Source organism: Nostoc sp. C117, from assembly GCF_043099735.1.
GTDB lineage: Bacteria > Cyanobacteriota > Cyanobacteriia > Cyanobacteriales > Nostocaceae > Nostoc.
The window spans coordinates 447,111-460,017 of the sequence record NZ_CP170991.1 but is presented as its reverse complement, the minus strand read 5'-3'; the positions used below and the strand labels follow the sequence as shown (position 1 = coordinate 460,017).

The 12,907-nt window shown below is 39.9% G+C and carries 12 protein-coding genes; 6 read left to right on the top strand and 6 right to left on the bottom strand.

Annotation, left to right across the window (positions count from 1 at the left end; translation table 11 throughout):
- Positions 1-199 precede the first annotated feature (199 nt).
- The 3 genes from ACFG4S_RS03750 to ACFG4S_RS03740 form a co-directional block, all read right to left on the bottom strand.
- A complete protein-coding gene (locus ACFG4S_RS03750; RefSeq protein ID WP_392533530.1) occupies positions 200-1,183 on the bottom strand; it encodes an RNA polymerase sigma factor, RpoD/SigA family in 984 nt (327 codons plus the stop codon).
- A 563-nt stretch (positions 1,184-1,746) separates the two neighbouring features.
- Complete coding sequence (locus ACFG4S_RS03745) at positions 1,747-3,477, bottom strand: helicase HerA domain-containing protein (RefSeq protein WP_392533529.1); 1,731 nt, start codon at positions 3,475-3,477, stop codon at positions 1,747-1,749.
- 169 nt (positions 3,478-3,646) lie between these two features.
- Positions 3,647-4,441 carry a glutathione S-transferase gene (locus tag ACFG4S_RS03740; RefSeq protein ID WP_392533528.1) on the bottom strand — a complete coding sequence of 265 codons (795 nt, stop codon included), beginning with the start codon at positions 4,439-4,441 and terminating at the stop codon, positions 3,647-3,649.
- A gap of 687 nt (positions 4,442-5,128) precedes the next feature.
- On the opposite strand from ACFG4S_RS03740, the gene ACFG4S_RS03735 reads away from it, so the two are divergent.
- Complete coding sequence (locus ACFG4S_RS03735; protein WP_392533527.1) at positions 5,129-5,983, top strand: fasciclin domain-containing protein; 855 nt, start codon at positions 5,129-5,131, stop codon at positions 5,981-5,983.
- A gap of 376 nt (positions 5,984-6,359) precedes the next feature.
- Here the strand turns inward: ACFG4S_RS03735 and ACFG4S_RS03730 are convergent, their stop codons facing one another.
- On the bottom strand, positions 6,360-7,256 hold the full coding sequence (locus ACFG4S_RS03730) for a polysaccharide deacetylase family protein (protein ID WP_392535901.1): 897 nt from the start codon (positions 7,254-7,256) through the stop codon (positions 6,360-6,362).
- 505 nt (positions 7,257-7,761) lie between these two features.
- On the opposite strand from ACFG4S_RS03730, the gene ACFG4S_RS03725 reads away from it, so the two are divergent.
- The 5 genes from ACFG4S_RS03725 (at position 7,762) to ACFG4S_RS03705 (ending at position 11,745) form a co-directional block, all read left to right on the top strand.
- Positions 7,762-7,914, top strand: coding sequence for a hypothetical protein (locus ACFG4S_RS03725; protein WP_392533526.1), 153 nt, complete (start codon positions 7,762-7,764; stop codon positions 7,912-7,914).
- Positions 7,915-8,608: 694 nt separating this feature from the next.
- Positions 8,609-9,256 carry a histidine phosphatase family protein gene (locus ACFG4S_RS03720; RefSeq protein WP_392533525.1) on the top strand — a complete coding sequence of 216 codons (648 nt, stop codon included), beginning with the start codon at positions 8,609-8,611 and terminating at the stop codon, positions 9,254-9,256.
- A gap of 83 nt (positions 9,257-9,339) precedes the next feature.
- On the top strand, positions 9,340-10,365 hold the full coding sequence (locus ACFG4S_RS03715; protein WP_392533524.1) for a glucokinase: 1,026 nt from the start codon (positions 9,340-9,342) through the stop codon (positions 10,363-10,365).
- Between the two features lie 45 nt (positions 10,366-10,410).
- Positions 10,411-11,013, top strand: a complete 603-nt coding sequence (locus tag ACFG4S_RS03710) for a hypothetical protein (protein ID WP_392533523.1) — start codon at positions 10,411-10,413, stop codon at positions 11,011-11,013.
- A gap of 348 nt (positions 11,014-11,361) precedes the next feature.
- A complete protein-coding gene (locus ACFG4S_RS03705; protein ID WP_392533522.1) occupies positions 11,362-11,745 on the top strand; it encodes a fasciclin domain-containing protein in 384 nt (127 codons plus the stop codon).
- Between the two features lie 330 nt (positions 11,746-12,075).
- Here ACFG4S_RS03705 and ACFG4S_RS03700 read toward each other — a convergent pair whose 3' ends face one another.
- Together ACFG4S_RS03700 and ACFG4S_RS03695 are read right to left on the bottom strand one after the other, a co-directional pair.
- Positions 12,076-12,531, bottom strand: coding sequence for a type II toxin-antitoxin system YhaV family toxin (locus ACFG4S_RS03700; RefSeq protein WP_392533521.1), 456 nt, complete (start codon positions 12,529-12,531; stop codon positions 12,076-12,078).
- Positions 12,531-12,851, bottom strand: a complete 321-nt coding sequence (locus ACFG4S_RS03695) for a hypothetical protein (RefSeq protein WP_392533520.1) — start codon at positions 12,849-12,851, stop codon at positions 12,531-12,533. Before ACFG4S_RS03695 ends, ACFG4S_RS03700 begins: the two co-directional genes overlap by 1 nt.
- Positions 12,852-12,907: the final 56 nt, after the last annotated feature.

The window sequence follows — 12,907 nt, the reverse complement described above, 5'->3', positions numbered from 1 at the left end:
GCTTTAAATAATGATTTTTCTGTGAATCGATCGCTCTCAAAATGGTGCGCCTATGCCAATCACAGCAATAGCACAACCGGACATGATATAGAAATGGTATTAGATTGGGGGCGATCGCCATAAAAAATCGCCCCCTGAATTCAGGAGGCGCTTCACCAAGGTGGTGTACATAGAGACGCGAGAATCCGCGCCTCTAGTTTTAACTAGCAATGTATTCTTTGACATTGGCACGACGACGACGCAGATGAGCCAAAGCTTGATGCTCTAACTGACGGACACGTTCGCGGCTGAGATTCAATCTCTCACCCACTTTCGCCAATGACATTTCGTTACCATCCTCTAAACCAAAGCGTAAAGCTACAACTTCTCGCTGTTGAGGGGTTAGTTCTGCTAACAGGTTGTTCAAGTCTTGGCGTAAGAATTCTTGGTTGGTGTAATACTCTGGTGACGGACCGTCATCTTCGAGCATTTCTTGCAACTCAGTATCCTGGTTATCGCCAACTCGCACATCCAAAGACACTGGTTGACGCGCCATATTCAGATACTCGCGGATCTGAGCCGGTTCTAACTCGAGTTCTTTGGCAATTTCAGCTGGAGTAGGCGATCGCCCCAAAGTTTGAGCCAACTCGCGCTGAACTTTTTTGATTTTGTTCAGTTTCTCGGTAATATGGATTGGTAGCCGAATAGTACGACCTTGTTGGGCGATCGCACGGGTAATCGCTTGGCGAATCCACCAGTAAGCGTAGGTTGAGAATTTATAACCCCTCATTGGGTCAAATTTCTCGACACCGCGCTCTAAACCGAGTGTTCCTTCCTGGATCAAATCCAGGAACTCCATGTTGCGTTTTTGGTATTTTTTGGCGATCGCCACTACCAAGCGCAAATTCGCTTCGATCATTTTTTGCTTAGCACGCTTACCTTGGGCTACTGTTTGTTTCACCTCGGTTTCAGATTGGTGAACGTGGTCAGCCCATTCTGGTAAACTCGGTTCACGATGCAGTTTCTTCGCCAAAGCTTCTTTAGCGTCAATCAGCGTCATCATTTGTTGAACCTGCTTCCCGAAGACAATCTCTTCTTCACGGCTTAGCAGTGGTACACGACCAATTTCCCGGAGATAGGTTCGCACCATATCAGCCGTAAATTTCGTGTTGAGGTTTTCCGTTTGGGTATTCACAGTAGGCATTGGTGCGTTTTCCTCTACTCCGTAAACACAATGTATGTTTTCTTACTAAAATTTAATTGAAAAAGGTAGTACAAATATCATGGAACATCAGGAGCTACCAAAAAGAATTAATCAATTGATAGAGCCGTTGTCAAGACGGTAAGCCCCTAATATAGGTTCCCCCTACCTTCCCTAAATTTTTGAATCTTTTATAAGCACGCTGGGTTATTTTTGAGAATTCTTATTTTAGGTACTTACTGACAGTAACGACAGAATCCGAAGTCGGTATGAATTCTACTTAGCTTTATAATACGATAAATCAGCCGGATAGTAAAGTATCTTAAGATAAAGCTTGAAATTATAATTCAAAATCGTCCGTTTGGGAGAAAAATTTGAAACTTCCTTGAAATTACTTACTACATCTATAGTGACGCCAAAACCCCCTCTTCTGTTGCGAAAAACTAGCCGGATAACCGAACTTAATTTGCTGTGATAATGGAGGGATGTTACTAATTGGGTATGGAGCATAGGGCATTGGTTAAGACTCATCATTTAACCAAGCACAAATGACAAATGACCAATATTTAAAATCCAAGGTCAGCTTTGGCTAATTCAGCAGCGGCGAATACTTCTGCGTCAGATTTTTCTTCCCAGGCGGGGTCACCAATTTCTTCATAGAAAGCTGCGTCATAGGGACGGGTACGCACCACTACTGGCATAGGAACAGCGTGACCCAAAATTAAGGCTTGTTGCTTAGAGTCTAACTTTGCTAACACCGATCGCAGTCCGCTACCACCAGATACACCAGTGAATATTGCGTCAATGTCTTTTTCATCATTCAGCAGAGCGGTAATCCGAGTCCCAATTTGGGACATAACTTCATTATCTATCCCCGATGGGCGTTGATCGACTACCAAAAGTGTGACAAAATATTTCCGCAACTCACGGGCAATAGTGCCAAAGATAGTACTTTGGACTACTGCTGGGTCAAGGAAACGGTGCGCTTCTTCAATGGTAATCATCAATGGTGTTGGCCGATCGCTAGGATTTTTACTTTGCAGAAATTTATCTGCCTTTTTAACGTAATGCTCGTGAATACGTCTGGTGATCATATTGGTCACCAACATATAAGAAAGCATATTAGACTGGGAACCAAATTCTATCACAACATTCTTCCCAGATTCCAGACATTGGACAATTTTACTAATATAATTTTGGGGGCAAACCGCTCGCATATACTTCAAACTGTCCATCCGCAGGAGTTTGCGCTGCAATGCCATAATCGAGCCTTTGTGTCCGCGCTTCTCGTCGCAAAACATTTCGATTTCTTCGTTACTCATATTTAACAACTGGACAATCCAAGACTTGCCAAATTCGCTAAACAGTATATTGGCGTTATCCAAGGCGGCGTCAGAAAGTCCTAAATCTCGACTACATAACTTAATATCTTCTACTTCAATTTGCTCATAACTGAGATAAAGTTCTTGAGCATCACGCACACCCCGGCGTTTTGTTGATTCCGGGTCGAGGGTGTAAACTTCGACTTTACTAGGAAATAATTGCTTTAAACCTTTAACGGTATTGACATTCTTACCTTCTGCAACAGCTTCCCAGCCATATTCAGAGTGCATATCAAAAATTAAATTTACTGCCGCATTTTTACGGATAACCCCTGCTAAAAGTAGCCGAGTTAAAAAGGATTTACCAGTACCAGATTTACCAAAAACCCCATTACTACGTTCCACGAAGCGATTTAAATCGATACAAACCGGCACATCCATATCTAAAGGTTTGCCAATGGAGAAATTGCGCCTTTGGGGGTCATCTTCCCAACCAAACACCCGGCGAAAATCGTCAACACTGGCTTCGTAAACTTGACTAAAGTGGCTAGGAATTGTTTTAACAGGTAACAATTCCATCGTCGTACTTGTTTGTGGCACAAATGAAGCCAAACCCGTCATCGATGGGACGAAAGGATTTGCTGATTTGCCATTAGTTGGGGAAAAAGATTCTTCCGATTCGGGAGTGAACATCAACATCGGTGCGAGGTTGATCGTACCGTATGTACCACTTCCGGCTAAAACATCGCGTAAAAAAGTGTCTTCCCAACTGGGGGGATTAGCAATAATCCGCGCATTAGCAGCTCCTAATGCCACATCTGTCAGCATACAAAAAAAACGCGATCGCATCCCTTGGACAACGAGAAATTTACCCACTCGCATATCTTCCACAGAAATGTCAGGATGCAATCGCACTTCTAACCCTTCAGTCAGAGAACCTTGAATAACCGAACCTAATGGCTGTCTCGAATTCATCTGATTTGTCATTTGTCATTTGTCATTTGTCATTAGGAGTGCTGTACATGGATAGCAGGGCGTTTAGCCCGTGCTGAGTTTGGAGTTAGAAGTTTGGAGTTTGGAGTTAGTTATTATCTCCTCTCTGTGCCCCTCATCTCCCCAGTCCCCATTCCCCAGTCCCTATTCCCTAATCAATCTGAATCGAAGTTGGCGCACTTCCTGTTGGTGGAGTGGTACTAATTAAAGGTTTGCGGAATTGGGCGTAAAGGCGATCGCGCCAGGTGAAAAAGGGTTCATAATCAGGATTCTCGGCTAATATTGGCAGTCCTTTGCCTCTGATAGATGCTGGTAAGTCTAAATAAGGGCCAGAGGGGAACTTCAGCAATATGGACAAACCTGCTACTGCAAAGTCAGCTAAAGTCGGCTCATCTCCTGTTAAATAAGGACTATCAGCCAATAATAATGTTAAGGCTTCTAAGTCTTGTTTCAAAGATGCGATCGCTGACTGTATCACCTCTGGACTATAACCTACGCCAATACCGAACAAAGTCAGTAAGTCACTAGGTACTCCTTCAACTAGACTTTTAAATATATCTGGTGTTGAGGTCGGTAATAAAGACTTGCGGAAATTTTGATCTTGACTTACGGCCGCAAACAGTGCTTTTCGACCTTTGATGCCGATGGATTCATCAGCCCATTCTTCTATTAATAAAGTTAAACCTCGCTTTTTGGCATCTTGTGGTATTAGAGGGCGATCGGGATACTCTAAGTCTAAATACTTAGCAATCTCCGTAGAATCCACAATATATTTATTACGATCCTTTAATACTGGCACTTGTCTCTGACCAGTCAACCGGAACAGTTCTACCTGTCCAATCCCAGGCGTAACCTCTATCTTGCGATAATCTAGTCCTTTAAAATCTAGAATTAGGCGCACTTTCTCTGAGTATTGAGATAGTTCCCATTGGTATAATTCCAGCATATTGTATACCTTGTAACTGGTCAACTTATTAACTTTACAATTGTAACTTTAGTTAAAGTAAATTTAATTGACATTAGTTGCTGAGTTGTCTATTTATTTGATAATCAGATTAAATTCATGCTTGATTTCTAGCAAATTATCGATTAAAAATATTATTTTTTGATTCATTATAAGAATATAAAATATTTAAATAAATTTATTATATATCTATAAATAAACCTAACATTTCATACCAAATTATCCTTCGGATATATTTTTGGATGAATCAAGTGAAGTATTGAAAACAGAGAGTTTCAAACTTTTTGAGATGTATTTTAATGACTGAAACTTCACCAGCCACTTTTGGGCTTTTGAAGAAACATCGACTTAAAAAATTTCTTCGTCTCTACTGGCGCTGTCATTGGTACAAACCTTATGAATACGCCAATAAGATCATTTATTTATAGCGTATTCTAAATTCTTTTAGCGCAGTAAATTGTGACTACTGAATTCTTTTTAAATTAAATACATGCTATATATATTTTTTATTAAATACTTTTAATCAGTAGTCAAAGTTAAATATTTAACTTCATTACCACAAGTATTTCTGAAGAAAAAATGTTACTTATATCTGTAGGTTAGATTTTGTGCATAACAAAATGTTATAAATCTTTATGTAACCTGTGGACAAAAAAACAAACAAAATTTATGAAGACAAATTACAGCAAATTGCTAACAACGTTGGCAGGCATAGCAGGATTTAGTAGTTTCAGCCTTCTCATTACTTTACCATCTGAAGCAAAAGAAGTACTTAATCCTAACCCCAGTATTTTCAATGAGGCGCCTTATAACCGAGGTCAACGCCTTCAAGCAAATGCTCAATATACACCGGCTACAGTTGTTTCAGAAATAGAAAAGGGTAACAGCAAACGCAAACAAGTAGCTCAGGGTAGTGGTGCGCTTAATCCCAAACCAAGTATTTTTAACGAGCCTCCCTATAACCGTGGTGGTACTGTTACACCTGGTGAAGTTCCACCCCGTACTCCACGTCCTATCCCCGGAGAGAAACCTAGCACACCACCAACAGAAGTACCATCTACAGAGACACCGACTACACCTCCACCAGCAGGAACTAGTGAAACTCAAGGCAAAAATTTGTTAGCCTTAGCAGAGTCAAATGCCTCCTTTACAACCTTGACCAAGGCTTTGAAAGCAGCAGGATTGACTGATGCTTTGCAGGGCAAAGATAACTTAACTATTTTTGCACCTACAGATGCAGCCTTTGCCAAATTGCCACCAGATGCAGTGCGAGATTTGTTGAAACCAGAAAACAAAGAAGTATTACTCAAGCTGTTAACTTACCATGTTGTGCCCGGTAAGATATTATCTACTGATTTGAAGTCTGGTGAAGTTAAAAGCCTTGAAGGTGGTGTAATTAACATTAAAGTTGATTCTGCTACTGGTGTGACTGTTAATGATGCTAAAGTCACTCAGGCTGACATCACAGCGACTAACGGTGTATTGCACGCGATCGATCAAGTAATTTTGCCTCCTGACTTGTAGTTTTGAGATCGCTACAATCACTAAGAGAACTAAGTCAGCATCAAGTTTAAAATATAAAAACTCCGTTCAGATCTGAATTTTGGACGGTTTTTTTCAGGAGCAATGAGGAACCCACGCTTAAAACGCTATATTGAAGCAAGGAGGCTTTGTATCTTACAATATGCGTGTTGATACAATTCTTTGTTAAAAACAAACTGGGTTTTATACTCAGACCTAAAGTTTCTGTTAATACTTCTTCCCTACTGTCCTCTGACTTGAAAGTGCTGAGTGCTGAGTGCTGAGTGCTGAGTAAAAATACCAGTCTCCAATTATTCTTTCATTCAAGGCTTTTGAAACTTGTTTCATCGAGACTGCCTCCTGTTTTCTCTTATAACAATTACTTTTTCTTTACAATTAGATTTTGATCTTTATCTTGCATTTCTAAAAGTTCAGGGATAGTCACAAAGGTGTAGCCCTGTTTCCGAAAGTTAGCAATAATTTCTGGTAAGGCTTGCACAGTTTTAGAGCGATTACCACCACCATCGTGCATTAGCACTATCCCACCTGGCTTAGCCTCTTTGAACACATTATGAATTAATTTTGGTACAGCAGGACGCGAGTAATCTACAGAGTCAGATGACCAGAGAATGATGGCATATTTGCTATTTCTAGCGTAATCAGCCACACCATTGTGCATGATTCCTCCTGGTGGGCGAAACAAATTTGTTTTAATCCCTGTGACTTGATAAATCAGGTCTGCTGTGTGGTCAATTTCATAAGCAGCGGCTTGTGGATTCAAGAATTGATACCAATGATGCCAAGTATGGTTACCAATTACGTGACCTTCAGCAATCTCCCGCTTCAGTAAGGTAGGATAATTTCTCACGTTCTGCCCAATGACGAAAAATGTCCCTTTGATCTGATTTTGTTTAAGAATATCTAGTACTTGGGCAGTACTCTCAGGCCATGGACCATCATCAAAGGTAAGGGCAATTACTTTCTGTTCGGGAGTAAGTTTTGCTGCATCAACTATTGCTCCTTGAAAGCGTGGTGGCACAGCATAAGAGAGACCCTTTATTTGTGCTTGTTGTTGCCAACTTTTAAGCATCGTCGATTTTAGTTCTTCAAGCTGCTGCTGAATTCCAACTTTGATTGGTAGATTGTTTACATTTCTATTCTCTGTACTTTCAGCCTCAGAGGATCTTGATTTGATGAGTATCATCGCGCTCGCACTCAAGACAAGCAACATAATTAATACTTTTTGCAGACTAAAAAATGACTTATTTTCCTCCACTTCCATAGCTCCTTCAAGGGTCGAACCATCTTTTTTTACAATACTTCTGGCAGTTTTTTATACTCTGGCAAGCTTTACCTACCATACAAGCTACAGGATGATTGGTATATATTAGACTTCTTGCAGAAGTCGGGAAAAGGGGAAGGTGGGGTCCCAATACTTGTCGGTTAAGGGGAAAAGGGGAAAGGGAAAGGGGAAAGAAAAAACCTTTAACCTTTACCCTTTAACCTTTTCCCCAAACCCAATTGCGAGTTAAAAATGCTTTACCCGAGCAGTATTGGGTGGGGTCCCAAGAAGGGGATAAGGGGCGGGGGAAAGGGGGAAAGGTTTTGTATTTTCCCCTTCCCCTTTAACATGAGTCCCTTTTCCCACCTCTTGCAAAAGTGCTTTTTGCAAGAGGTCTATTTTGTGAAGCAGCCAGGAGGTAGACCGATGAAACACAAGTTTCAAAAGCCTTGGATAAAAGAGTGACTGGGGACTGGTATTTTTACTCAGTAAGGGCTAAATGCCCCACTATCTATGTACAGCATTCAGCACTTTTAAGTTAGAAGCGATGCAATATGGTGTGGGTCTGAAGCCGCCACTAATTGCAGTCCACCAAATAAGAGATTTTGGTGTGGGTCTTAGACTCTTGCTCCCTGAGCGATCGCTTTACTGAGATAAAGGATAGTATTGCTCCTGGTTATCTTGTTAAACTTAGCTCCAACCCTGACTCTGAAAAAATACCTTAGCCTACGGTTATCTGATGTGTCTAAAAAGTACTCGTCATGAAGGTAAGAGCCTTCTTGCACGCTAATTTTTGTAGACCATAGAGTATGAGGGAAATTTCGAGAACTGGAACAGGCAATTAATCCTACCTTATTAAATATGAATATACTGATGTGGGTTAAATATTACATATCCTATTGACAAAGTCATTGCGAAATTATGACGAAGATGCGACCTTCTTTGATCCCCTGCCCCGCAAGATGATTGAATACCATTAGCTGGTGAAAGTTTTGTAAATATAGACTTTAGAGTGACTCAGAGAATCTCCCGGTGTTACTTTTGTTTTAGCGCTATTCCATCACTCTGGTCAAATAAAAATTTCAGTCGACTTTTAAATAAGAGACGAAGCTAGTAGTCTATCGCATTAGTTCTCATTAGATTTTAAAAAAAATTTACGATTCTTATAGCTTTATTTTCTAAAATTCTCTGAGTAAAACTAGATTGACAGCACTGATAACTTTTCCAAATCATTACTATTATTAAAAATTATTACGATTTTTGTCATAATTTAATAATTGCAGCCCTGCTTGCAGATATCTATATTTCTTTAGCGGCGAATAGAATTCGCTTAAATATTTAAACGTATGAGTCAAATAGTCTGGATCGCAAGACACGCTAACCGCCTCGATTTCGTAAACCCTGATTGGTTTCTTACCGCAGAACGACGCTACGATCCACCGTTATCTGATGATGGTATGGTCCAAGCGCAGCAGTTAGCAAGGCGCTTAGAAGGTGAAAATATTGGTCATATTTTTGCTTCTCCGTTCTTGAGAACCGTACAAACCGCAAACGCAGTTGCAGAAATTCTTGACTTACCAATCAAACTCGAAACAGGCTTGAGTGAATGGCTAAATCCAGCTTGGATGACAGAAGAACCCGAAAGACTCTCAACTCCAGCCTTAGCAAAATTATTCCCCAGAATCGACATTGGCTACACTTCGCGCATCGCCGTCAATTATCCTGAAACTCACGAAAAAGTGCGGGAACGTTCTGGACAAACCGCTAGGTGTTTAGCTACTGAGTTCTTTCCACAGGATATTTTGTTAGTGGCACATGGTGCATCGGTATTGGGGGGAGCAATGGGGTTAGTGGGGGAAATTGCCAAAACAGAAGTTAAGGCTTCTCTGTGTTCGCTGGTAAAAGTGGTACGCGAAGAACCAGAATGGTTATTAGAACTAAAGGGAGATACTTCCCATTTGACCCACATAGAGAAAGTTATTCGATTTGCCTAATATCTTTGGATAGGTATTTTAAATCATGCTTTTTCATTGATGGGGATTGTTTATTTTGAATTTTGAATTCGGAGGTAAGCGACTTGACTTTATTACTTGCAGGAGATATTGGCGGAACGAAAACTATTTTGCGATTGGTTGAAGCATCTGATTCACAAAGCTTACATACTATTTATCAGGAAAGTTATCATAGTGCAGATTTTCCGGATTTAGTGCCGATAGTGCAGCAGTTTTTGGCTAAAGCTAACACATTAATACCACAAAAAGCTTGTTTTGCGATCGCCGGTCCCATTGTGGAAAATACTGCGAAGCTGACCAATTTAATCTGGTTCTTGGATACGGAACGTCTACAACAAGAATTGGGTATCCCCCAAATTTCTTTGATTAACGACTTCACCGCCATTGGCTATGGCATTTTAGGTTTAGAAACAGAAGACTTGCACACGTTACAAGTTGGCCAGTGTCAAGCCGAAGCGCCCATTGCCATTATTGGTGCTGGTACAGGCTTAGGACAAGGATTTTTAATTAAACAGGGAAACTCCTATAAAGTTTTTCCCTCAGAAGGTGGACACGTTGATTTTGCACCTCGAAACGAGATTGAGTTTCAATTGTTGAAACACCTGCTGGAAAAACATCGTATCCAGCGCATTTCTGTGGAACGGGTGGTTTCTGGTATGGGAATTGTCTCAATTTACCAATTTTTGCGCGATCGCAAATTTGCCACAGAATCACCAGACATCGCCGAAATCGTCAGAACTTGGGAACAAGAAGCGGGACAGGAAGAGAAAAGCGTCGATCCTGGTGCTGCTATTGGTACAGCCGCAGTCGAAAGACGCGATCGCCTTTGTGAACAAACTCTGCAATTATTCATCAACGCTTATGGTGCAGAAGCTGGAAATCTCGCCCTGAAACTCCTACCTTACGGTGGCTTATACATTGCTGGGGGGATTGCGCCCAAAATCCTGCCTTTAATTGAAAGCAGCGATTTCTTATTCAATTTCACCCAAAAGGGCAGAATGCGATCGCTCTTGGAACAGATACCCCTGTATATTATTCTCAATTCGCAAGTCGGGTTAATAGGTGCTGCTTTATGTGCTGCTAGGTTATAACAGCTGGCATCATCAGTGAGATTAGCATCTCAAAAGGCAAAAAATATGACAGTTAAAAGTCTGTTGCCATTCATCGCCGCCACCTTTATCTGTGGTGGTTCTGTTTTAGTGGAAGCGCGTCAACCCAAACCTCCAGCCACCGTTACTAAACCAACTGTTTCTCAACCGGTGCAGCCAAAATGGAAATTATTCACTCCTCCAGATGGGCGCTTTAGTATTTTGATGCCAGGAAGCCCCAACAGAGAAACCCAATTCCAAAAAACTTACATGGGGGAAATTAACTTAGAAATATTTGTCGCTCAACCACCAAAACAGCAAGTAGCTTATGTAGTTACTTACAATGATTTTCCTTACAGTTATGGAGAAATGTCTGACCCCCAAGCTGTACTGAATAATGCACGGGATATGGCTCTGAAAACTACGAAAAGTAATTTAATTAGTCAACGAAATATTCGTAGTTCAAATAATCATCCTGGCAAAGAAATTGAGTATATCAATTCTGGAGGAAAAATCACTAAAAGTAGAATGTATGTTGCTGAAGGAAGATTATATCAAGTAATGGCGATAACGACGAAAAAGCAGCAAAAGACATTAGCTAAAACTATTACAGGATATTTAAATTCCTTTCAGATAGTTTTGAAAAAGTGAAGTCAAGGGGATTGGGAACAAAATCATCAAATTCTAGCGGTGGATAAAAGCCACCACCAAAATTTAAAACCCTTTGTCTGAAAGGCCAGAAACGCGATAAATCGCCGTGTCTACAAAGAATTGATTGTTTGTTGTAGAGACGCGATGAATCGCGTCTTCACCCAAGGATGTTTTGCAATCATTAATTTAATTAATCATTTAGGATTGCTATATATCTTAATTATTTAAATTTTTTGCTCATATCATACAATTTATACGCTATTCAACCGCTTGCTTAAACACGATTTCCAACGTTAGGGTGTCATACTAAAAAATAGTTACCAAGTTATGTAAAACCAAGTGAGATCAATGGTTGATATTGTTGATACTGCTGTTAATTCTGGTTCTTTTAGCACCTTAGTTGATGCAATCAAAGCTGCAAATTTGATAGATACCCTCAAAGGTATTGACTCATTTATTGCCTCTGCATCCACAGAACAAGCTTTTGCCAAACTTCCACCAGATATTGTAGAGACATTGCTTCAGAATATTAATAAGCTTCAGGAACTTCTGACATATCACGTCATTTCCGGTAAGGTGATGCCAATAAAAAATTTTGATAGTCCAAGTTTGAAAATTGACCCTTTCCATAATGTCAAGGGACATCAGATCCCAGAGTCTCAACACCCAATGATGCTAATGATAACAGTGTCATCTACATCATTGTTAATTCCTCAGTCAAGAGACTTATAGATAGCGAATAATATCTGTGTGGTAGAAGCTATAGTACTTCTTTTTTGGATGCATCTTTAGTGAAAAAGCAGAGGACTTTTGCGCCCTATCTTTTATCAAGTTGAATTTACCAGCGAGGTGAGCAAAAACGCTTAGAACAAACAAAGCCTCGTGGTCGTAGATTAAGTATTATCGCCTTTCTTCAGCCAATAATTACGTTTTATTTACGGTCTGGGGGGTGTTTGTAGAAAGTCTTACATTCAGATGATGGAACAAGAAGCGGAGTCAGCGGATTCTTGTTGAGATTCTCTTGGTGATGAAAACAAAACTCAAGTTTTGCCAAGCATCGTTTTAATCCTCAGAATCTTCTAACTCACATTCTGCAAGAAGATTATCAATACTTTCAGGAAACTCCCCATTTTCAACTTTTTTTGTAAAAACTTGATAACAATCGTTTTTATCGCCTTCTTTCCGAGGAAAACCTAACCAAAGAATAATAATAATTTGTTGTTTTTTAAATCCTCTAAAAAATAATCTATATCTTTCAGGTAACCCCATTTTTTTGAGACGACTATACTTTTGCAAAGGTTTTTGCAAAGCAAACTGACCAGCAAAAGGATCTTGAGTAATTTTTTCTTTAATGCCAATATTCAATGCTTTTAATAATTTGACATCTGAATGTATAATAAATTCTTCTTTAGGTAACTCATTTTTTAAAACACGAACCCTATTACGCAATTCTACCCATTGTTCATTAAACAATGGGTAGAAAAAAATCTGCCAGCCATTACAAGTAAATGCAGCCATTAATCTATAACTACATCAGCTAGTAAATCATCCATTTCATCGCTCATTTCTTGGGTATAAGGAACGAGTTTAGAAGGATTTTGCATAGCATCTTTCATCAGAAAGTCAAGAAAAAGGCTCATCATAATACCCTCATCTTCATCAACTTCATCAACATTATCAGTTTCTAATCTAACTAAGAACGTGTTATCAGATAGCACTTCAATATGACCTGAAGCATTAGCTAAATGGGGATAATCCTTAGAGAATGCGCGAGGTAAGCGAAACCCATCTTGATTTCCTACCTTTGCATGAGTTATGGGGTAAATTTTTATAGTCATTAGCTAATTCCTAAGTAGGAAGATGTTACCCATTTAAATGTAATACTTAGACACCA

Coding starts and splice junctions, on each gene's coding strand:
- ACFG4S_RS03745 (WP_392533529.1), bottom strand. CDS start 3,477: ATGAATTCGAGACAGCCATTAGGTTCGGTTATTCAAGGTTCTCTGACT.
- ACFG4S_RS03735 (WP_392533527.1), top strand. CDS start 5,129: ATGAAGACAAATTACAGCAAATTGCTAACAACGTTGGCAGGCATAGCA.
- ACFG4S_RS03750 (WP_392533530.1), bottom strand. CDS start 1,183: ATGCCTACTGTGAATACCCAAACGGAAAACCTCAACACGAAATTTACG.
- ACFG4S_RS03710 (WP_392533523.1), top strand. CDS start 10,411: ATGACAGTTAAAAGTCTGTTGCCATTCATCGCCGCCACCTTTATCTGT.
- ACFG4S_RS03725 (WP_392533526.1), top strand. CDS start 7,762: ATGCCCCACTATCTATGTACAGCATTCAGCACTTTTAAGTTAGAAGCG.
- ACFG4S_RS03695 (WP_392533520.1), bottom strand. CDS start 12,851: ATGACTATAAAAATTTACCCCATAACTCATGCAAAGGTAGGAAATCAA.
- ACFG4S_RS03720 (WP_392533525.1), top strand. CDS start 8,609: ATGAGTCAAATAGTCTGGATCGCAAGACACGCTAACCGCCTCGATTTC.
- ACFG4S_RS03700 (WP_392533521.1), bottom strand. CDS start 12,531: ATGGCTGCATTTACTTGTAATGGCTGGCAGATTTTTTTCTACCCATTG.
- ACFG4S_RS03705 (WP_392533522.1), top strand. CDS start 11,362: ATGGTTGATATTGTTGATACTGCTGTTAATTCTGGTTCTTTTAGCACC.
- ACFG4S_RS03740 (WP_392533528.1), bottom strand. CDS start 4,441: ATGCTGGAATTATACCAATGGGAACTATCTCAATACTCAGAGAAAGTG.